Annotated in this window: 14 protein-coding genes and 1 pseudogene; 9 read left to right on the top strand and 6 right to left on the bottom strand. The window is 72.8% G+C overall.

What is annotated here, in order from left to right:
• Window positions 1-22: 22 nt before the first annotated feature.
• Window positions 23-718, bottom strand: coding sequence for a type 1 glutamine amidotransferase domain-containing protein (locus ABZO31_RS30700; protein WP_406864588.1), 696 nt, complete (start codon window positions 716-718; stop codon window positions 23-25).
• Between the two features lie 84 nt (window positions 719-802).
• Between ABZO31_RS30700 and ABZO31_RS30695 the strand changes: the two genes are divergently transcribed.
• The gene (locus ABZO31_RS30695; protein WP_406864587.1) at window positions 803-1,735 is read left to right on the top strand and encodes a LysR family transcriptional regulator; all 933 of its coding nucleotides are present in this window, start codon (window positions 803-805) and stop codon (window positions 1,733-1,735) included.
• Between the two features lie 11 nt (window positions 1,736-1,746).
• Here ABZO31_RS30695 and ABZO31_RS30690 read toward each other — a convergent pair whose 3' ends face one another.
• Window positions 1,747-2,967 (bottom strand): helix-turn-helix domain-containing protein, encoded by a 1,221-nt coding sequence (locus tag ABZO31_RS30690; RefSeq protein ID WP_406864586.1) that lies wholly within the window; start codon window positions 2,965-2,967, stop codon window positions 1,747-1,749.
• A 277-nt stretch (window positions 2,968-3,244) separates the two neighbouring features.
• Between ABZO31_RS30690 and ABZO31_RS30685 the strand changes: the two genes are divergently transcribed.
• Window positions 3,245-4,162: an esterase/lipase family protein gene (locus ABZO31_RS30685; protein ID WP_406864585.1), complete on the top strand. Its 918-nt coding sequence runs from the start codon at window positions 3,245-3,247 to the stop codon at window positions 4,160-4,162.
• Here the strand turns inward: ABZO31_RS30685 and ABZO31_RS30680 are convergent.
• Complete coding sequence (locus tag ABZO31_RS30680) at window positions 4,090-5,337, bottom strand: NAD(P)/FAD-dependent oxidoreductase (RefSeq protein WP_406864584.1); 1,248 nt, start codon at window positions 5,335-5,337, stop codon at window positions 4,090-4,092. The genes ABZO31_RS30685 and ABZO31_RS30680 overlap by 73 nt on opposite strands.
• Window positions 5,334-5,654: a bifunctional 3-phenylpropionate/cinnamic acid dioxygenase ferredoxin subunit gene (locus ABZO31_RS30675; protein WP_406865532.1), complete on the bottom strand. Its 321-nt coding sequence runs from the start codon at window positions 5,652-5,654 to the stop codon at window positions 5,334-5,336. The genes ABZO31_RS30680 and ABZO31_RS30675 overlap by 4 nt, the downstream gene beginning before the upstream one ends.
• A gap of 159 nt (window positions 5,655-5,813) precedes the next feature.
• On the opposite strand from ABZO31_RS30675, the gene ABZO31_RS30670 reads away from it, so the two are divergent.
• From ABZO31_RS30670 to ABZO31_RS30640, 7 genes are all read left to right on the top strand, one after another.
• Window positions 5,814-6,611 carry an IclR family transcriptional regulator gene (locus ABZO31_RS30670; protein WP_406864583.1) on the top strand — a complete coding sequence of 266 codons (798 nt, stop codon included), beginning with the start codon at window positions 5,814-5,816 and terminating at the stop codon, window positions 6,609-6,611.
• 234 nt (window positions 6,612-6,845) lie between these two features.
• On the top strand, window positions 6,846-9,320 hold the full coding sequence (locus tag ABZO31_RS30665) for a GcvT family protein (protein WP_406864582.1): 2,475 nt from the start codon (window positions 6,846-6,848) through the stop codon (window positions 9,318-9,320).
• Between the two features lie 24 nt (window positions 9,321-9,344).
• Window positions 9,345-10,526 (top strand): N-methyl-L-tryptophan oxidase, encoded by a 1,182-nt coding sequence (gene solA / locus ABZO31_RS30660; RefSeq protein ID WP_406864581.1) that lies wholly within the window; start codon window positions 9,345-9,347, stop codon window positions 10,524-10,526.
• Between the two features lie 10 nt (window positions 10,527-10,536).
• Entirely contained in the window at window positions 10,537-11,691 is a 1,155-nt protein-coding gene (locus tag ABZO31_RS30655) for an aromatic ring-hydroxylating oxygenase subunit alpha (protein WP_406864580.1), read from the top strand.
• Between the two features lie 97 nt (window positions 11,692-11,788).
• A complete protein-coding gene (locus ABZO31_RS30650; RefSeq protein WP_406864579.1) occupies window positions 11,789-13,261 on the top strand; it encodes an aldehyde dehydrogenase family protein in 1,473 nt (490 codons plus the stop codon).
• Between the two features lie 35 nt (window positions 13,262-13,296).
• The gene (locus ABZO31_RS30645) at window positions 13,297-14,862 is read left to right on the top strand and encodes an APC family permease (RefSeq protein WP_406864578.1); all 1,566 of its coding nucleotides are present in this window, start codon (window positions 13,297-13,299) and stop codon (window positions 14,860-14,862) included.
• On the top strand, window positions 14,862-16,430 hold the full coding sequence (locus tag ABZO31_RS30640) for a GMC family oxidoreductase (protein ID WP_406864577.1): 1,569 nt from the start codon (window positions 14,862-14,864) through the stop codon (window positions 16,428-16,430). Before ABZO31_RS30645 ends, ABZO31_RS30640 begins: the two co-directional genes overlap by 1 nt.
• Window positions 16,431-16,491: 61 nt before the next feature.
• Here the strand turns inward: ABZO31_RS30640 and ABZO31_RS30635 are convergent, their stop codons facing one another.
• Both ABZO31_RS30635 and ABZO31_RS30630 read right to left on the bottom strand, forming a co-directional pair.
• Complete coding sequence (locus tag ABZO31_RS30635) at window positions 16,492-18,870, bottom strand: ATP-binding cassette domain-containing protein (protein WP_406864576.1); 2,379 nt, start codon at window positions 18,868-18,870, stop codon at window positions 16,492-16,494.
• A gap of 437 nt (window positions 18,871-19,307) precedes the next feature.
• Window positions 19,308-19,745: pseudogene (locus ABZO31_RS30630) on the bottom strand (GlxA family transcriptional regulator); the annotation flags it as partial.
• Window positions 19,746-19,762 lie beyond the last annotated feature (17 nt).

Genomic DNA, 19,762 nt, shown 5'->3' with positions numbered 1-19,762 from the left:
GGGAAGAGGTGGGACCGGGGTGTCAGGCGAGCTTCTTGAGGAGTTCCTCGGCGAGGGCGACCGACGAGGCCGGGTTCTGGCCGGTGACCAGGTTGCGGTCGACGACGACGTTCGGGGCCCAGGGCTCGCCCACGGTGACGCGGACGCCCGCTTCGGTGAGCCGGGTCTCCAGGAGCCACTTGGCCTTGTCGGCGAGGCCGCCGAGGGTCTCCTCGGCGTTGCTGAACGCGGTGATCTCGAACCCGGCGAAGGCGTTGGAGCCGTCCGCCCGCTCCGCGGCCAGCAGCGCGGCCGGGCCGTGGCAGACGACGCCGAGCGGGGTGCCCGCGTCCAGGACCCGGGTGAGGATCCGGCCGGAGGCCGGGTCGGCGGAGAGGTCCTCCATGGGCCCGTGGCCGCCGGGGTAGAAGACCGCGTCGTAGTCGCCGGGCCGGACGTCGTCGAGGGCGATCGGGTGCCGGAGCTCGGTGAAGGAGTCGAGCGTCGCGGCGACCCGGTCGGCGGCCTCCTGGCCGCCGTTGGCCTCGGCGGCGAGGCTGCCGCGGTCCACGGGCGGGACGACGCCGCCGGGCGTGGCGACGACGATCTCGTGCCCGGCGGCCTTGAAGGTCTCGTACGGGCCCGCCGCCTCCTCGGCCCAGAAGCCGGTGGGGTGCTTGGTGCCGTCGGCCAGGGTCCACTGGTCGGCGCCGGTCATCACGAAAAGGATCTTCGACATGGGCTTGGTGCTCTCCTGGGGAGTGACTGTGATGTGGTCGACCGTAGGCCCGGTCACCCATCGAAATCCAATAGGCTCACGCATATGAGGAATAGGGATTCCAATGGGAGTACGGCAGCCGGTCCGCTGGATCTGAATCTGCTGCGGACCTTTCTCGCCGTGTACCGCACGGGGTCCTTCACCGCCGCCGCCCGACTGCTCGGCCTGTCGCAGCCGACGGTGACCACACAGGTCAGGGCCCTGGAGCGGCAGCTGGGCCGGGAGCTGTTCCAACGGCTGGCGCGCGGGGTCGCGCCGGGGCCGTTCGCGGACGAGCTGGCCGCGCGGGTCGTCGAGCCGTTGGACGCGCTGGCCGCGGTGGGCGGCCCGGCCGAGGACGCCGTGCCGGAGCCGGTGCAGCTCGCGGGCCCGGTCGAGCTGCTGACGCACTGCGTGCTCCCGGGGCTCGCGCCGCTGGTGGACCGGGGGGTGCGGCTGCGCATCACGCCCGGGCTGACCGAGCCGCTGCTCGACGAGCTGAGGGCGGGCCGGTACGACCTGGTGCTGGCGACGTACCGGCCGCGCGGCCGGGCCCTGGCCGCGGTCCCGCTGTCGGACGAGGAGTTCGTGCTGGTCGCGTCCCCGCCGTGGGCGGAGCGGATCGGCGGTCCGGCACGGATCGCGGCGGAGGGGCCGGCGGCGCTGCACGGGGTGCCCCTGGTCGCGTACGCCGAGGACGTGCCGATCGTGCGCCGCTACTGGCGGCATGTGTTCGGCAAACGGCTGGTGCGCCAGCCGGCGGTGACGATGCCCGATCTGGACGCGGTGAAGGCTGCGGTGGCGGGCGGCACGGGGTTCAGCGTGCTGCCGCGCTACCTGTGCGCCGCGGAACTGGCGTCGGGGGCGCTGGTCGCGCTGTACGAGCCGGACGATCCGCCGATCAACACCGGCTTCCTGGTGCAGCGCCCCGGCTCGTCGGGGAATCCGCACGTGGCGCTGGTCCGGGACCATCTGCTGGCGGCGGCCCGCGACTGGTAGCGCCGCGGGCGCTATCCGGCGTCGGGGGCCAGTGCCCGGGTGCGCAGCGCGAGGAGGGCCTCGAAGCGGAAGCGGGGGTCACCGAGGCGGTCGCCGAAGAGCGCGTCGAGCTGGCGGAGCCGGCGGCGGGCGGTCTGCGGGTGGATGCCGAGGGCGCGGGCGACCTCGGGGGCGGTGCGGCCCCAGGACATGAGCAGGGCGTCCAGGGTCTCGGCGAGCCGCGCGGCCCGGCCGCTGGGCAGTTCGGCGAAGGCGGCGAGGACGCGGCGGCCGAGCAGCCGGCCGACGGCCGAACCGCGCAGCAGTTGCAGTTCGGCCAGTTCCTCGTCGACGCGCAGGAACAGGCCGTCGGCCGGTACCGCCCCGGATGCGGCGCGGCGGTCGAGCGCGAGCCGGGCGCACTGGAGCGAGAGCCAGGTCTCGTCGACGCCGACGGCCGGGCCGAGCGCCGCGAACCGGCCGCGGGCGGCGGCCCGCGCCCGGTCGAGGGGGCCGCCAGGGCCGGGGTCGGGCACGACCAGAACGGTGTCGTTGCCGCGGTTGGCGGTGAGCAGCGCGGTGTCCCCGCCGGGGACGGCGACCGGCCCGGCGGCGCGGACGACGACGCAGGCGACGGCACGGGGCAGGGGCCACTCGGCGCGTTCGGCGAGCGCGGCGACGGGGGCGAGCGGGACGCGGTCCTGTCCGCGGGGCTGTTCCAGGAGCCGTTCGGTGAGCGCGCGGCGGGCGCGTTTGACCTCGCCCTCGGAGCGCAGCCGGGCGGAGAGGAAGCCCTTGACCGCCTCGTTGGAGAGGGCGTTGATGTGGATCAGTACGGCCTCGTGCAGCGGGACGACGAGCTCCGGGGGCAGACCGGCCTCCTGGACGAGCTCGGCGTAGCGGCGGCTGCCGATGCGCGCGCCGACCCGGAAGGCGGCCTGGATGCCGTCGGTGGTGCGGCCGGCGAGGAACTCGCGCCGGCCCAGCTGCCGGAAGTGTTCGAGCTGGTGGTCCTGGGGGCTCTCCGGGTGCTCGATCAGTTCCGCGAACTGGCGCAGGGCGCGCCGGATGGACTCGACGAGGTCGCGGCCGACGGCGGAGTCCGTGGGCCCGCGGTAGGACGCCACTTCGCCGCGGATCGCCTCGACCATCTCGGCGACGATGGCGTCGATGCGGGGGCGGATGAGGCCGGCGAGGACCGGAGGCAGCTCGTGCCAGGGCTGACGCGGGAACGTCTCGGCCGGTGACGCCATGACTGCGGCTCCGTCTCGTGGGGCGGCGGCGGAAACCGGGCGCGCGGACGCTCCGCAGGGTGAGACGTACGGCGGGGAAACTGTCACGGCCCTGACAGTTTCGCCGGCCTCGGCGCGGCTCTCCCTGGTTCGGCTCCCGGGCCCGGCTCCAGTGTGGACCCGACGTTACGCGCCGGTAGCTTCTGTGTCTCTCCCTTGTGACGGGTTTCCCCATGGGACGGGGTCTCCCGGGGAGTCTCCGGCGCACCCCCACGAGAGCACACCGGAGGACACCCTCATGCGCAGTCTCAGGAACAGACTGATCGCCGCCGTCACCGGAGTCGCAGCCGTCGTGGGCCTCGGCCTCGCCGGCGCCACCCCGTCCGCCCACGGCGTCTCCGCGGCCGATCCCGTCGGCCCGCCCCAGAACGACTTCCCGTCCGCCCTCGGATACGCGCTGCTCCACCCGACCGCCGTGCCGCCCGGCGCGAACGACTGGACCTGCCGACCGGACGCGGCGCATCCGCGCCCGGTGGTCCTGGTGCACGGCACCTTCGAGAACCGGTACGCCAACTGGGCAGGTCTCGCACCCCGGTTGAAGGAGGCGGGGTACTGCGTCTTCGCCCTGAACTACGGCGGCGGCTCGGGGCCGATCGCCGGCACCGGCGACATCCCCGCGTCGGCGGGCCAGTTGGCCGCGTTCGTCGACCAGGTGCGGTCGGCGACCGGCGCCGCGGAGGTCGACCTGGTCGGCCACTCGCAGGGCGGCACGATGCCGCGTCACTACATCAAGAACCTCGGCGGGGCGGCGAAGGTCGACAAGCTGGTCGCGGTCGCCCCCATCAACCACGGCACCACCCTGTGGGGCCTGGGCCTGCTGGCCACCGCCTTCCCCGGCGGCGACGCCATGGTCGGCACGACCTGCACCGCGTGCAGCCAGCAGGTCGCCGGCTCCGACTTCCTGCAGCAGCTGAACGCGGACGGCGAGACGCATCCCGACGTCACGTACACGGTGATCGCCACCCGGTACGACGAGGTGGTCACCCCGTACACCTCCGGCTATCTGCAGGCGGCCCCGAACGTCACCAACCAGAAGGTGCAGGACTTCTGTCCGCTGGAGTTCACCGAGCACCTGGACATCAGCTACAACGACGTGGCCGGGCGGCTGGTGCTCAACGCGCTGGACCCCGGACGCGCCGAGCGCCCGCGCTGCTGACCGGTCGGCGTCGCCCCGGCGCGGCCGAGATCGCGCCGGGCGCGCTGGAAGGCGCGGGGCCGGTCGACGGCCAGGACGGCGGTCGTGACGCCCGCGTGCTCGTAGTGGCAGAGGAAGGAAGCCTCGTCGGGCGAGCCCTCGACGACGCGGGCCGTGTCGCCGTCGTGGCGGCGGCCGGCGAACTGGAGGCGGACGCCGTACTGGTCCGACCAGAAGTACGGGGCGCGGCGGACGTGTGCGACGGTGCGGCCGGCCAGCAGGTTGCGGACCGCGACCGCCGGCTGCTCCGTCGCGCCGGTCCAGTGCTCGGACCGAACACCGCCGACCCGCGCCACGTCGCCCACGGCGACGACCTGCGGGAGGGCGGTGGCGCAGCCGTCGTCGCAGACGACGCCGTCGGCGACGGCCAGGGGGGAGCCCGCCAGCCAGCCGTCGTTCGGTACGGCGCCGATGCCGGTGAGCACCACGTCGGCGGGCAGCACGCGGCCGTCGGCCAGTTCCACGGCGGTGATGCGGGGCGAGGCCACGGCGGCGCGCCCGCGCAGCGCGGCGACACGGACGCCGGTCAGCAACCGGACTCCCCGGCGCGCGTGCAGACCGGCACAGAACTCGCCCATCTCCGGGCCCAGTTGGGGCAGGAGCGGCAGGCGGGCCGTCTCCACGACGGTGACGTCGTGGCCGAGTGTGGCGCACGACGAGGCGGTCTCCGCCCCGATGAAGCCCGCGCCGATGACGACGACCCGGCGCGCGGGGCCGCCGAGCGCGTCCCGCAGCGCGCGGGCGTCGTCCAGGGTGCGCAGAAGGTGCACCCCCGCGAGACCCTCCGCGCCGGGGAGCGGCCGCGCCCGCGCGCCGGTGGCGACGACCAGACCGTCCGTGGCGACCGACCGCCCGTCGCCCAGGAGGAGGGTGCGCCCGCGCGCGTCGAGGCCCCGGGCCCGTACGCCGAGCAGCCACTCGGCGTCCAGCGCGGTCTCCTCCTCCGCGTCGGCGAGCGCGAGGTCCGGCTCGCCCGTCGCGCCGGTGAGGAAGCCCTTCGACAACGGCGGCCGGTCGTACGGGCGGTGGGGTTCCTCGCCCACGATCACCAGGCGTCCGTCGTAGCCCTGCGCACGCAACGCCCGCGCCGCGTACAGTCCGGCGAGCGAGGCGCCGACGACGGTCACCGTCCTCATGCCGGGCTGCCTTCGCGCGTACCGGGCCGGACGTGCACGACGCCGTCCGCCACGACCACCTCGTGGGTCCGGACGGGACGCCGCGCCGGCAGGCACGTGGGCTCCCCGGTACGAATGTCGAATGCCGCGGCGTGCAGCGGGCATTCGACCAGACAACCCTCCAGCCAGCCCTCCGAGAGCGAGGCGTCCTGATGACTGCACGTGTCGTCGATGGCGTAGAGCACGCCACCGGCGTTGAACACCGCGATCGGCGGCGTGGTGTCGATGCGGACGGCTGCGCCCGCGGGAAGGTCTTCGAGACGGCACACGGGTATCAACGGGCCCCCCTCGGTCCAGGACTCTTCGATAAAGTGATGTTGCACATGGCGCATGAGGGAGCGCTATGCGCAACAGAATCCGGGCGGTGCGCCCGCCGCGTCAAGGGCCTCCCCGGACATCCCGGCACCGACCGACCGCACGATGGCGAGAGTTGAGCGATGACGACCGACGAGACGACGCACGAGCGGGCCTCCAAGGGGAGCACGGGCGCGATCCAGTCCGTCGACCGCGCGGTGAGCGTCCTGGAGATCCTCGCCCGGCTCGGGGAGGCCGGGGTCACCGAGATCGCCGACGAGCTGGAGGTCCACAAGTCCACCGCCTTCCGGCTCCTCGGCGTCCTCGAGAACCGCGGCCTGGTCTCGCAGGCGCAGGACCGCGGCAAGTACTTCCTCGGCGCCGGCGTGCTGCGGCTGGCGGGCGCGGCGGCGGTGCGCCTGGACATCTCCCAGGAGGGCGTGCCGGTCTGCCGCGAACTCGCCGACGAACTGGGCGAGACGGTCAACATCGCGGTCCTGGACGACAACGCCGCGGTGAACATCATGCAGGCCCGCGGCTCGGCCTCGGTCACCGCGCAGAACTGGCTGGGCCGCCGCACCCCGCTGCACGCCACGTCCAGCGGCAAGGTGCTGCTCGCGCATCTGCCGATGACGCTGCGCGAGGGGCTGCTGGCCCGGGCACTGGCCCGGTACACCGAGCACACCCTGACCAGCACGGCCATGCTCCGCGCCGAGCTGGACGCGACCTGTGCGCAGGGTTTCGCCATCGCCGCGGAGGAGCTGGAGCTGGGCCTGCACGCGGTGGCCGCGCCGGTGCGCGCGCACGACGGCCGGGTGATCGGCGCGCTGAGCGTGTCCGGTCCGGCGTACCGGCTGGAACGCGACCGGCTGCCGGAGCTGGCCGCGCGCACGGCGCTCGCGGCCGACGAGCTGTCCCGGCGCATGGGCTACGGCTTCTGAGCCGTGGCCCGCGTGCACTCCGGCTGCTGAGCCGCCGGGCCTTCGGGCCCGGCCGGCTCCCCGGCATCCGGCTCCCCGGCATCCGACTCCCCGGCATCCGGCTCCCCGGCGCCGCCCCCCGGCGGGTTTGCGCCGCCTTCTCCCACGCCCTCTTGACGCTCCGTCGGGCCGCTCCCACGATGTTCCCCACTGCGCAACCCATCGTGCACTGTGCAACAACCCGAGGAGCCTGTCGTGCCCCCAGAGGTCCGTGCCGCCGTTGCCGAGAACAGCTCCCCCTCCGTCCCCCGTGTCGTGATCGTCGGCGCCGGCATCGTCGGCTGCTCGCTCGCCGACGAACTGACCGCCCGCGGCTGGACCGACGTCACCGTCCTCGACCAGGGCCCGCTGCCGGACCCGGGCGGCTCCACCTCGCACGCCCCCGGCCTGGTCTTCCGCACCAACCCGTCGAAGACCCTCAGCGACTTCGCCGGATACACCATCGAGAAGTTCTCCGCCCTGGAGGTGGACGGGCAGTCCTGCTTCCTCCCCGTCGGAGGTCTGGAGCTCGCCACCACCGAGGAACGCTGGGCCGAACTGCACCGGCGCGCCGGGTACGCGGCGTCCTGGGGCGTCCGCGGCGAACTGGTCTCCGCCGAACGCTGCCGGGAGCTGTGGCCGCTGCTCGACACCCGCAAGGTCGTCGGCGGCTTCCACACCCCGGACGACGGGCTGGCCCGCGCCGTCCTCGCCTGCCGGGCCCAGACCGCGCGGGCCGGGGCGCGCGGGGCCCGCTTCCTCGGCCGGCACACCGTGACCGGCGTCGAGCGGCGGGACGGCCGGGTCACCGGCGTCGTCACCGACCGGGGCACGTTCCCCGCCGACCACGTCGTGTCGGCGGCCGGCTTCTGGGGCCCGGTGCTCGGCCGCCTCGCGGCCGTCGACGTACCGCTGCTGCCGCTGGCCCACCAGTACGCGCGGACCGGACCGCTGCCCGAACTCGCCGGCGCCGGCCCGCGGACCGAGGCGTCCCGGCCGATCCTGCGCTTCCAGGACCGCGACCTGTACTTCCGCGAGCACGGCGACCGCATCGGCATCGGCAGCTACGCCCACCGGCCACTGCCCGTCGACCCGTTCACCGTCCCGGGGTACGACGAGGCCCCCGTGATGCCGTCCTCGTACCCGTTCACGCCGGAGGACTTCGCGCCCAGCTGGGAGGACTGCCGCTGGCTGCTGCCCGCGCTCGCCGGCGAGGGCGTCGGGATCGAGGAGGGCTTCAACGGGGTGTTCTCGTTCACCCCCGACGGGATGCCGCTGCTCGGCGAGTCCCGCGAACTGCGCGGCTTCTGGCTGGCCGAGGCGGTCTGGGTGACGCACTCGGCGGGCGTGGCGAAGGCCGTCGCCGAGTGGATGGTCGAGGGGCGGGCGCGGACCGACGTGCACGCGTGCGACCTGACCCGGTTCGAGGAGGCCCAGCGCTCCCCCGCGTACGTCACGGAGCGCGCCACGCAGCAGTTCGTCGAGGTGTACGACGTCCTGCACCCGCTGCAGCCAATGGAGTCGCCCCGACCGTTGCGGGTCTCGCCGTTCCACGCCCGCCAGCAGGAGCTGGGCGCGTACTTCCTGGAGGGCGGCGGCTGGGAGCGCCCGCACTGGTACGAGGCCAACGCGCCGCTCGCCGAGGGGCTCGAACTGCCGGAGCGGGACGCCTGGTCGGCCCGGTACTGGTCGCCGGTCGCCGCCGCGGAGGCGCTGGCGACCCGGGAGCGGGTCGCCCTGTACGACATGACGCCGCTGCGCCGCCTGGAGGTCACCGGGCCCGGCGCGCTCGCGTTCCTGCAGCGGATGACCACCAACAACGTGGCGAGGAAGCCCGGCGCGGTGACCTACACCCTGCTGCTCGACGAGGCCGGCGGCATCCGCTCCGATCTCACCGTGGCGCGCCTCGCCGAGGACCGGTTCCAGATCGGCGCCAACTCCCGGGCGGACGAGGACTGGTTGCTGCGGCACGCCCCCGATGACGTGGTCGTGTGCGACGTCACGTCCGGGACCTGCTGCATCGGCGTGTGGGGGCCGCTCGCCCGGGAGTTGGTGCAGCCGCTGACGCGGGACGACTTCTCGCACGAGGGCTTCGGGTACTTCCGCGCCCGGCGGGCGCACATGGGCCAGGTGCCGGTGACCGCGCTGCGGCTGAGCTATGTCGGCGAGCTGGGCTGGGAGTTGTACACGACCGCCGATCTCGGACTGCGGCTGTGGGACACGCTCTGGGAGGCCGGGCAGCGGCTCGGCGTGATCGCCGCCGGCCGGTCGGCGTTCGACAGCCTGCGTCTGGAGAAGGGGTACCGCTCCTGGGGCCGCGACATGACCGCCGAGCACACCCCGTACGAGGCCGGGCTCGGATTCGCCGTCCGCGGGGACAAGGGCGACTTCGTCGGGCGGGCGGCACTGGAGCGTGCCGGGCAGCCGCGGCGCCGGCTGACCCCGCTGCTGCTGGACGACCCGGCGGCCGTGGTCCTCGGCAAGGAGCCCGTGTACCTGGACGGCTCCCCCGCCGGGTACGTGACGAGCGCCGCGTACGGCTGCGCCGTCCGGCGCTGTGTCGCGTACGCCTGGCTGCCCCCGCTGCCCGCGGGCACGGCGGTCCATGTCGAGTACGTCGGCGAGAAGGTACCGGCGACCGTCGCCGACGAGCCGCTGTTCGACCCGCGGATGCACCGTATCCGCCGCTGAAGCGATGCCAGGGAGGACCTTTCCGTGTCACCCACCTATGACGTGATCGTGGTCGGCCTGGGCGGGATGGGCAGTGCCGCCGCCGCTCATCTGGCCGCGCGCGGGGCCCGCACACTGGGCCTGGAGAAGTTCGGTCCGGTCCACAACCGCGGCTCCAGCCACGGCGGTTCGCGGATCACCCGGCAGTCGTACTTCGAGGACCCGGCGTACGTGCCGCTGCTGCTGCGGGCGTACGAGCTGTACGAGGCGCTGGAGCGGGACACCGGCCGGAACGTGGCGACGCTCTGCGGCGGCGTGATGGTGGGCCGGCCGGAGTCGCGTACGGTCGCGGGCTCGCTACGCTCGGCGCTGCGCTGGGGCCTGCCGCACGAACTCCTCGACGCGAAGGAACTGCGCCGCCGCTTCCCGACGCTCACCCCGGCGGACGACGAGGTGGCGCTGTACGAGGCGCGGGCCGGTCTGCTCCGCCCGGAGAACACCGTCGCCGCCCATCTGCAGCTCGCCACGCAGCGCGGCGCCGAGCTGCACTTCGAGGAGCCGCTGCTGCGCTGGGAGCCGTGCCGCGACGGGGTCCGGGTGCACACCCCCGAGAACGCCTACACCGCGGGGCAGTTGGTGATCTGCCCGGGCGCGTGGGCGCCGCAGCTGCTGACCGATCTCGGCGTGCCGTTCACCATCGAGCGGCAGGTCATGTACTGGTTCCGGCCGGACGGCGGCACCGGGCCCTTCCGGCCCGAGCGCCATCCCGTCTACATCTGGGAGGACGCGGACGGCGTCCAGATCTACGGCTTCCCCGCGATCGACGGCCCGGAGCAGGGCGCGAAGGTGGCGTTCTTCCGCAGGGGCGTGCCGTGCACCCCGGAGACCATCGACCGGACGGTGCGGGACGAGGAGGTCGCGGCGATGGCGGACCAGCTGTCGCGCTGTCTGCCGACGCTTCCGGGGCGCTTCCTCAAGGCCGCCACCTGCATGTACTCCAACACCCCGGACGAGCACTTCGTGATCGCCCGCCATCCCGCCCACCCCGGGTCGGTGACGGTGGCCTGCGGGTTCTCGGGGCACGGCTTCAAGTTCACGCCCGTCGTCGGCGAGATCCTCGCCGATCTGGCCCTGACCGGGACCACCGCGCATCCCATCGAGCTGTTCGACCCTTCCCCTCGCTTCGCTGGGGATACGCCTAGCCGCCCCACAGAAGCGCCCGCCTGAGGAGGACGCCGTGACGACGACCCCTGAAGCTCCCGGGTCCTTGATTCCGACCCTGCCCGGCCTCTCGTACACCGACCCGGAGGTCTTCCGGCGCGAACAGGAGCGGATCTTCGAGGCGCTGTGGTGCTGCGCCGTCCGCTCCGCCGAGCTCGACCGCCCGGGCGCCTTCCGCACCGTGCAGATCGGCCGGGAGAGCGTGATCGTCACCCGCAACCGGTCCGGCGAGCTGCGCGCCTTCCTCAACAGCTGCCGGCACCGCGGGGCGCGGCTGTGCACCGAGGAGGCCGGGCAGCTCCGGCGCTCGCTGCAGTGCCCGTACCACGCGTGGACGTACGACCTCGACGGCCGGCTGGTCGCCGCGCCGAACCTGGTGCGGATGCCGGACGTCGACCGGAGCGCGTACGGCCTGGTGCCGGTGGCGCTGCGGGAGTGGCTGGGCTACACGTGGGTGTGTCTGGCCGACGAGCCGCCGTCGTTCGAGGAGACGGTGATCGGCGCGGCGGTGGAGCGGCTCGGCGACGCCGCGTCGATCGACCGGTACCGCACCGGGGAGCTGGCGCTCGGCCGGCGGATCACGTACGACGTGCGGGCCAACTGGAAGCTGATCGTCGAGAACTTCATGGAGTGCTACCACTGCGCCACGATCCATCCCGAACTCACCGAGGTGCTGCCCGAGTTCGCGGAGGGCTACGCGGCGCAGTACTACGTGGGCCACGGTGCGGAGTTCGGCGAGGGGATCAAGGGCTTCACCGTCGACGGCAGTGCGGGCTTCGCCCGGCTGCCGCACGTCGCCGACGCGCAGGACCGCCGCTACTACGCGATCACGGTCAAGCCGACGGTGTTCGTGAACCTGGTCCCGGACCACGTGATCCTGCACCGGATGTTCCCCCTGGCGGCGGACCGCACGGTGGTCGAGTGCGACTGGCTGTACGCGCCCGAGGTGGTGGTCTCCGGCGCGGACGTGTCGGGGTCGGTGGAGCTGTTCCACCGGGTGAACGTGCAGGACTTCGACGCCTGCGAGCGCACCCAGCCCGGGATGGCGTCCCGGGCCTACCGGGACGGCGGGGTGCTGGTGCCGAGCGAGCACCACATCGGGATCTTCCACGCATGGGTGCGCGAACGGCTGGCCGCCGGACCCGCCGGCCTGCCCTCCGACCCTGTGTGACGCCCGCCACATTTCGGCATGGATCGCGCCGGTCGGGTGAGGCAACCGTCCGCAAGAGCGCCGTGTACAGAGGCGCTGACCAGGAGGAACAAGACATATGCCCGAACTCTTCATCGGCGGCTCGTGGCGGTCCGCGCTCGACGGGCGGACCCGTGAGATCCGGTGCCCCGCCGACGGCGGCCTGGTCGCCGTCGTCGACGAGGCCGGCGGCAAGGACACCGCCGAGGCGGTCGCGGCGGCCCGCCGGGCCTTCGACGAGGGCCCCTGGCCCGCCACGCCGGCCGCGGACCGCGGCGACCTGCTGCTGCGGGTCGCCGACCTGCTGGTCCGCGACAAGGCGGCGCTGGCCCGCGCGGAGTCGCTGGACACCGGCAAGCGGCTGGTGGAGAGCGCGTACGACATCGACGACGTGGCGGCCTGCTTCCGGTACTTCGGGCGGCTCGCCGCCACGGAGGCCGGCCGGGTGGTCGACAGCGGGTCGGCGACGACGGACAGCCGCGTGGTGTACGAGCCGGTGGGCGTGTGCGGGCTGATCACGCCGTGGAACTATCCGCTGCTGCAGACGGCCTGGAAGGTCGCTCCGGCGCTGGCGGCGGGCAACACGTTCGTGCTGAAGCCGAGCGAGCTGACCCCGCACACCGCGATCCTCCTGATGCGTCTCCTGGAGGAGGCCGGGCTGCCGGCGGGCGTCGCCAACCTGGTGCTCGGCGCGGGTCCCGACGCGGGCGCTCCGCTCGCCGAGCATCCGGACGTGGACCTGCTGTCGTTCACCGGCGGACTGCTGACCGGCCGCCGGCTGATGGCGGCCGCGGCCGGCACGGTGAAGAAGGTGGCGCTCGAACTGGGCGGCAAGAACCCCAACGTGGTGTTCGCCGACGCCGACTTCGAGGCGGCCGTCGACATGGCGCTGACGGCCGTGTTCCTGCACTCCGGGCAGGTCTGCTCGGCCGGGGCACGGCTCCTCGTGGAGGACTCGCTGCATGACCGGTTCGTGGACGAGCTGGTGCGCCGGGCGGACCTGATCCGGCTGGGCGGCCCGTTCGACGAGCGGGCGCAGACCGGGCCGCTGGTCTCGGCGGCGCACCGCGAGAAGGTCGAGGCGTATGTCGCGGCAGGCCTGGCGGAGGGCGCGGTGCTGCGCTGCGGCGGCGCCCGACCGGAGGGGGCGGAGTACGAGAGCGGCTTCTACTACCGGCCGACCGTCCTCGACGAGTGCCACGCGGGGATGTCGGTGGTGCGGGACGAGTCGTTCGGTCCGGTGCTCACCGTGGAGCGCTTCCGGGACGGCGACGAGGACCAGGCGGTGCGGCTGGCCAACGACACGATCTACGGCCTGGCCGGCGCGGTGTGGACCTCCGACGAGGCCCGGGCGCGCCGGATCGCGGCGCGGCTGCGGCTGGGCACGGTGTGGATCAACGACTACCACCCCTATCTGCCGCAGGCGGAGTGGGGCGGCTTCAAACAGTCCGGCACCGGCCGCGAGCTCGGTCCCGCCGGCCTCGCCGAGTACCGCGAGGCCAAGCACATCTGGCGCAACACCGCTCCGGAGCCGCAGGGCTGGTTCGCCTGACGCGTCCCGACCACACCCCCCACCAGGAGACGACCATGACCACTGCACCGCCCGGTCCCAGAACCACCGGCGAGCCGTCCGACGACGCCGAGCTGGCCGAGTTCGGCTACCGCCCGGAACTCAAGCGCACCCTGGGCAACTTCCACACCTTTGCCGCGGGGATCTCGTACATCTCGATCCTCACCGGCACGTTCCAGCTGTTCTACTTCGGCTACGCCAGCGGCGGGCCCGCGTACTGGTGGTCCTGGCCGCTGGTGTTCGCCGGGCAGTTCATGGTGGCGCTCTGTTTCGCCGAGCTCGCCGCCCGCTATCCGGTGGCCGGCTCGATCTACAACTGGGCCAAGAAGGTGGGCAATCCGCACGTCGGCTGGCTGGCCGGCTGGATGATGCTGCTGGCCTCGGTCGTGTCGATCGCGGCCGTCGCGCTCGCCTACCAGTTGACGCTGCCTCAGATCTCCTCGTTCTTCCAGTTCGTCGGCGACGGCACGGGGACGTACGACGTGGCGACGAACGCGGTGCTGCTCGCGGGCGTGCTGATCCTGTTCACCACGCTGGTGAACGCCTTCGGCGTGAAGCTGATGGCCCGGATCAACACGGCCGGCGTGTTCCTCGAACTGATCGCCACCGTCGTGCTCATCGTGCTGCTCGCGGTGAACGTGGTGCGCGGCCCGGAGGTGGTCACCGAGACCGCGGGGACCGGTTCGGGGCAGTCGTTCGGCTACCTCGGCGCCTTCCTGGTGGCCTCGCTGGCGTCCGCGTACGTCATGTACGGCTTCGACACGGCCGCCTCGCTGGGCGAGGAGTCGCTCGACCCCTCGCGCAACGCGCCGCGTGCCATCATCCGGGCCATCGTGGCCTCGTTCGTCCTGGGCGGCCTGATCCTGCTGCTCGCGCTGATGAGCGTGTCCAGTCTGCGCGGCGAGAAGCTGTCCACGGACGGCCTGCAGTACGTCGTGCTCGACGTGCTCGGCCCGACGGCCGGCAAGGCGATGCTGTGGTGCGTGCTGATCGCGGTCACCGTGTGCGCCCTGGCCGTGCACACCGCGGCGATCCGGCTCGCGTTCGCGATGGCGCGGGACAACAACCTGCCGGGCTCGGCGCGGCTCGCGAAGGTCAGCCCGCGCTTCGGCACCCCGGTGCTGCCGACCGTGATCATCGGTGTGCTCGCGCTGGCGATCCTGGTGGTCAACATCCGCCAGCCGCAGATCTTCACCGTGGTCACCAGCATCGGCATCATCATGATCTACATCGCCTATCTGCTGGTCACCGGCCCGATGCTGGTCGCGCGGCTGCGCGGCAGGTGGCAGCCGGCCGAGGGCAAGTTCTCGCTGGGCCGCTGGGGCCTGCCGGTGAACCTGCTGGCCGTCCTGTGGGGCGGCTTCATGACCGTCAACCTGATCTGGCCGCGGGCCGCCGTCTACAACGCCGCCGCCCCCTACCACTGGTACCTGCGCTGGGGCGCGGTGCTCTTCGTGGGCGCGATCGCGCTCGGCGGCTTCGCCTACTACTGGTTCGTCCAGCGGCACCGTACGGGGGTGCTGGCCGAACACGCGGCCGTCACGTCCCCCGACACCGCCGTGCACAAGGAGGTCTCCCCCTGATGAGCGCTGCGAACGAAGGACACGAGGTCTTCGACTACGTCGTCGTCGGCGGCGGCACGGCCGGCAACGTCGTGGCCGCGCGGCTCAGCGAGGACCCGAGCGTCACCGTGTGCGTCCTGGAGGCGGGGCCGAGCGACGTCGGCAACGACGACGTGATGAAGCTGGAGCGCTGGATGGGCCTCCTGGAGTCCGGCTACGACTGGGACTACCCGGTCGAGCCGCAGGAGCGCGGCAACAGCTTCATGCGGCACGCGCGGGCCAAGGTGCTCGGCGGCTGCTCCTCGCACAACTCGTGCATCGCGTTCTGGGCGCCGGCCGAGGACCTCGACGACTGGGCGGCGGGCGGCTGCACGGGCTGGAGCGCGGCGGACCTCTTCCCGCTGTACCGGCGCCTGGAGAACAACGACGCGCCGGGCGAGCACCACGGCCGCACCGGACCGGTGAAGCTGCGCACCCTCAAGGGCGGCGACCCGTGCGGTACCGCCCTCCTCGAGGCGTGCGCGCAGGCGGGCATCCCGACGACGCCGTTCAACACGGGGCGGACGGTGGTGCGCGGGGCCAACTGGTTCCAGATCAACTCGGACGAGAACAACATCCGGCAGTCGTCGTCGGTGGCGTATCTGCATCCGGTCATGGGCAAGCGGCCCAATCTGGAGATACGCACCGGCGTCCGGGCGAAGAAGCTGGTCCTGGAGGACGGGCGGTGCGTGGGTGCCCAGTACCTGGACCCGGACCTGGTGCACACCCGGACCGTACGGGCCCGGCGCGAGGTCGTCGTGTCGTGCGGCGCCATCGACACTCCGAAGCTGCTGATGCTCTCCGGGATCGGCCCGGCGGCGCATCTGCGGGAGGTCGGCGTGGACGTGGTCGTCGACGCGCCCGGCGTGGGCGAGAACCTCCAGGACCACCCGGAGGGCGTGATCATGTGGGAGGCGAAGCAGCCCATGCCGGCCACGTCCAGCCAGTGGTGGGAGGCCGGGATCTTCTACGACACGCAACCGGGCCTGGACCGGCCGGACTTGATGTTCCACTACGGCTCGGTGCCGTTCGACATGAACACCGCCCGGCACGGCTATCCGACGTCGGAGAACGCCTTCTGTCTCACGCCGAACGTGACCCGGGCGAAGTCGCGGGGCACGGTGCGGCTGCGGACGAGGGACTACCGGGACAAGCCGATGGTGGACCCGCGGTACTTCACGCACGAGCACGACGAGCGGGTGATGACCTTCGGCCTGAAGCTGGCCCGCCGCATCGCGCGGCAGCCGGCGCTGTCGGGCTGGACGGGCGCGGAGCTGGCGCCGGGACCGGACGTGCGCTCCGACACGGAGTTGCTGGAGTACATCCGGACCACGCACAACACGGTCTACCACCCCGCCTGCACGGTGAAGATGGGTGCGGACGACGACGCCATGGCGCCGGTGGACGCGCGGCTGCGGGTCAAGGGCGTGCCCGGTCTGCGGGTCGCGGACGGTTCCGTGATGCCGGACCTGGTGACGGTGAACCCGTGCATCACGACCATGATGATCGGCGAGAAGTGCGCGGACCTGCTGCGGGAGGACGCGCGCTGAGCCGAGTACAGGGCGCGGCGGCCCGGCCCCGGGTGGGGGCCGGGCCGCCGTTCTCGTCCGGTCAGGCGCCCACGTAGTCGGCGAGGTGCTCGCCGGTGAGGGTGGAGCGGGCGGCGACGAGGTCGGCGGGGGTGCCCTCGAAGACGACCCGTCCGCCGTCGTGGCCCGCCCCGGGGCCGAGGTCGATGATCCAGTCGGCGTGGGCCATGACGGCCTGGTGGTGCTCGATGACGATCACCGACTTGCCGGACTCGACGAGCCGGTCGAGCAGGCCGAGCAGGTGCTCGACGTCGGCGAGGTGCAGTCCGGTGGTCGGCTCGTCGAGGACGTAGACGCCGCCCTTGTCGGCCATGTGTGTGGCGAGCTTGAGGCGCTGGCGCTCGCCGCCGGAGAGCGTGGTGAGGGGCTGGCCGATGGTGAGGTAGCCGAGGCCGACGTCGGCGAGCCGCTGGAGGATCCGGTGCGCGGCCGGCGTGTGCGCGTCGCCGCTGCCGAAGAACTCCTCGGCCTCGGTGACGGACATGGCCAGGACCTCGCTGATGTCGCGGCCGCCGAAGCGGTACTCGAGGACCGAGGCGTCGAAGCGCTTGCCGTCGCACTCCTCGCAGGTGGTGCTGGCCCCGGCCATCATGCCGAGGTCGGTGTAGATGACGCCGGCGCCGTTGCACGTGGGGCAGGCGCCCTCGGAGTTGGCGCTGAACAGGGCCGGCTTGACGCCGTTGGCCTTGGCGAACGCCTTGCGGATCGGCTCCAGGAGGCCGGTGTACGTGGCCGGGTTGCTGCGGCGGGAGCCGCGGATCGGGGCCTGGTCGACGGAGATCACGCCCTCCTCCGCCGGGATCGAGCCGTGCACCAGGGAGCTCTTGCCGGAGCCGGCGACGCCGGTGATGACGGTGAGCACGCCGAGCGGGACGTCGACGTTCACGTTGCGCAGGTTGTTGGCGCTCGCCTTGCGGATCTGCAGCGCGCCGGTGGACTCGCGGACGGTCTCCTTCACGCGGGCGCGGTCGTCGAGGTGGCGGCCGGTCACGGTGCCGGCGGCGCGGAGGCCGTCCAGGGTGCCCTCGTAGCAGACGGTGCCGCCGCCCGTGCCGGCACCGGGGCCCAGGTCGACGACATGGTCGGCGATGGCGATGACCTCGGGCTTGTGCTCGACGACGAGGACGGTGTTGCCCTTGTCGCGCAGCCGCAGCAGCAGGCCGTTCATCCGCTGGATGTCGTGCGGGTGCAGGCCGGCGGTGGGCTCGTCGAAGACGTACGTGACGTCGGTGAGCGAGGAGCCGAGGTGGCGGATCATCTTGACTCGCTGGGCCTCGCCCCCGGAGAGGGTGCCGGCGGCGCGGTCGAGGGAGAGGTAGCCGAGGCCGATGTCGACGAAGGAGTCGAGGGTCTGCTGCAGGGTCGTGAGCAGCGGCGCGACGGAGGGCTCTTCCAGACCGCGGATCCACTCGGCGAGGTCCCGGATCTCCATGGCGCACAGGTCGGCGATGCTCTTCCGCATGATCTTGGAGGAGCGGGCCTCGGCGGTGAGCCGGGTTCCCTCGCAGTCGGGGCAGGTGGTGAAGGTGACCGCCCGCTCCACGAAGGCGCGGATGTGCGGCTGCATGGCCTCGCGGTCCTTGGAGAGGAAGGACTTCTGGATCTTGGGGATCAGGCCCTCGTAGGTGAGGTTGACGCCGTTGACCTTGACCTTGGTCGGCTCGCGGTAGAGGAAGTCCTGCATCTCCTTCTTGGTGAACTCGCGGATCGGCTTGTTCGGGTCGAGGAAGCCGGACTCGGCGTAGATGCCGACGGTCCAGACGTTGTCGGACTTCCAGCCCGGGATGGTGAAGGCGCCCTCGGCGATGGACTTGGTGTCGTCGTAGAGCTGGGCGAGGTCGATGTCGGAGACCGCTCCCCGGCCCTCGCAGCGCGGACACATACCGCCGGTGATGCTGAAGCTGCGGCGCTCCTTGACGGTCTGCCCGGCCTTCTTCACGGTGACCGCGCCGGCGCCGCTGATGGAGGCGACGTTGAAGGAGTACGCCTTGGGGCCGCCGATGTGCGGCTTGCCGAGCCGGCTGTAGAGGATGCGGAGCATGGCGTTGGCGTCGGTGGCGGTGCCGACGGTGGAGCGGGGGTCGCCGCCCATCCGGCTCTGGTCCACGGAGATCGCGGTGGTCAGCCCGTCGAGCACGTCGACCTCGGGGCGCGCCGTGCTCGGCATGAAGCCCTGGACGAAGGCGCTGTACGTCTCGTTGATCATGCGCTGGGACTCGGCGGCGATCGTGTCGAACACCAGCGAGCTCTTGCCGGACCCGGAGACACCCGTGAACACGGTGAGGCGCCGCTTGGGAATCTCGATGCTGACGTCCTTGAGATTGTTCTCCCGCGCTCCGACCACCCGGATCAGATCGTGACTGTCCGCGGCGTGCGTCTCCGTCTTCCTGGCCCTGGTCATCGTCTCTCCGTCCCTCCGGCACCCCGCCGGCCGCGTCCCCGAGGCCCGCGGCCCCTTGCTTCCCCGCCAACCTATCCGCGCCGCGGGCCCCGCGCTTCTCGATTCGTGACCGACCCCGGAACGTGACGCGGGGCGCCCGGCTCGTCACGGTGACGAGCCGGGCGCCCTGGGGGACGGAAGGGTCCCGGGTGGTCTAGTTGTGGCCGAACTTCCGTTCCTTGCGGTGGGACGGTTCCGAGATGGCTCGGGTGGTGTCGGCCTCGGGGGATCGTCTCGGCTCGGGCCTGGATTCCGTCGGCGGGGTGCGTTCGGCATGGCCGCCGGTGCGGGCACCGGCGTTTCGGCGCGTCTGTTTCTTGCCCACGATCATCCCTCCTGTGGTGGATCCCGGGCGAGGGGATACCACAAGACTCACATAACGGAACAGGGCACGCATATCAGGCTGCCGGCTCCCGGTGGAAGGTCCGGCGGTACGCCGTGGGCGAGACACCGACCGCCGCCGCCAGATGCTGGCGCAACGAGACCGCCGTGCCGAAGCCGGCCTCCGCGGCCACCCGGTCCACGGTGAGATCCGTGGTCTCCAGGAGCCGTCGCGCCCGGTCGAGCCGCTGCCGGGCCAGCCACTGCCCCGGGGTGGTGCCGACCTCCTCGCGGAAGCGGCGCGAGAACGTCCGCACGCTCATCCGCGCGTGCGCCGCCAGCTCGGCGAGCGACAGCGGCCGGTGCAGCTCTCCCACCGCCCACTCCCGCGTCGCGCCCGTCGTGGCGACGGTGTCCTCCGGGAGCGGGCGCTCGATGTACTGCGCCTGGCCGCCCTCGCGGTGCGGCGGCACCACGCACAGCCGGGCCACCCGGTGGGCGACGTCGCTGCCGTGCGCCTGGCACCGCGCGA

Origin of the sequence: Streptomyces solicamelliae, from assembly GCF_045348655.1 — a bacterium.
GTDB classification, from domain to species: domain Bacteria; phylum Actinomycetota; class Actinomycetes; order Streptomycetales; family Streptomycetaceae; genus Streptomyces; species Streptomyces solicamelliae.
This window is presented reverse-complemented; position numbering and strand designations above follow the sequence as displayed.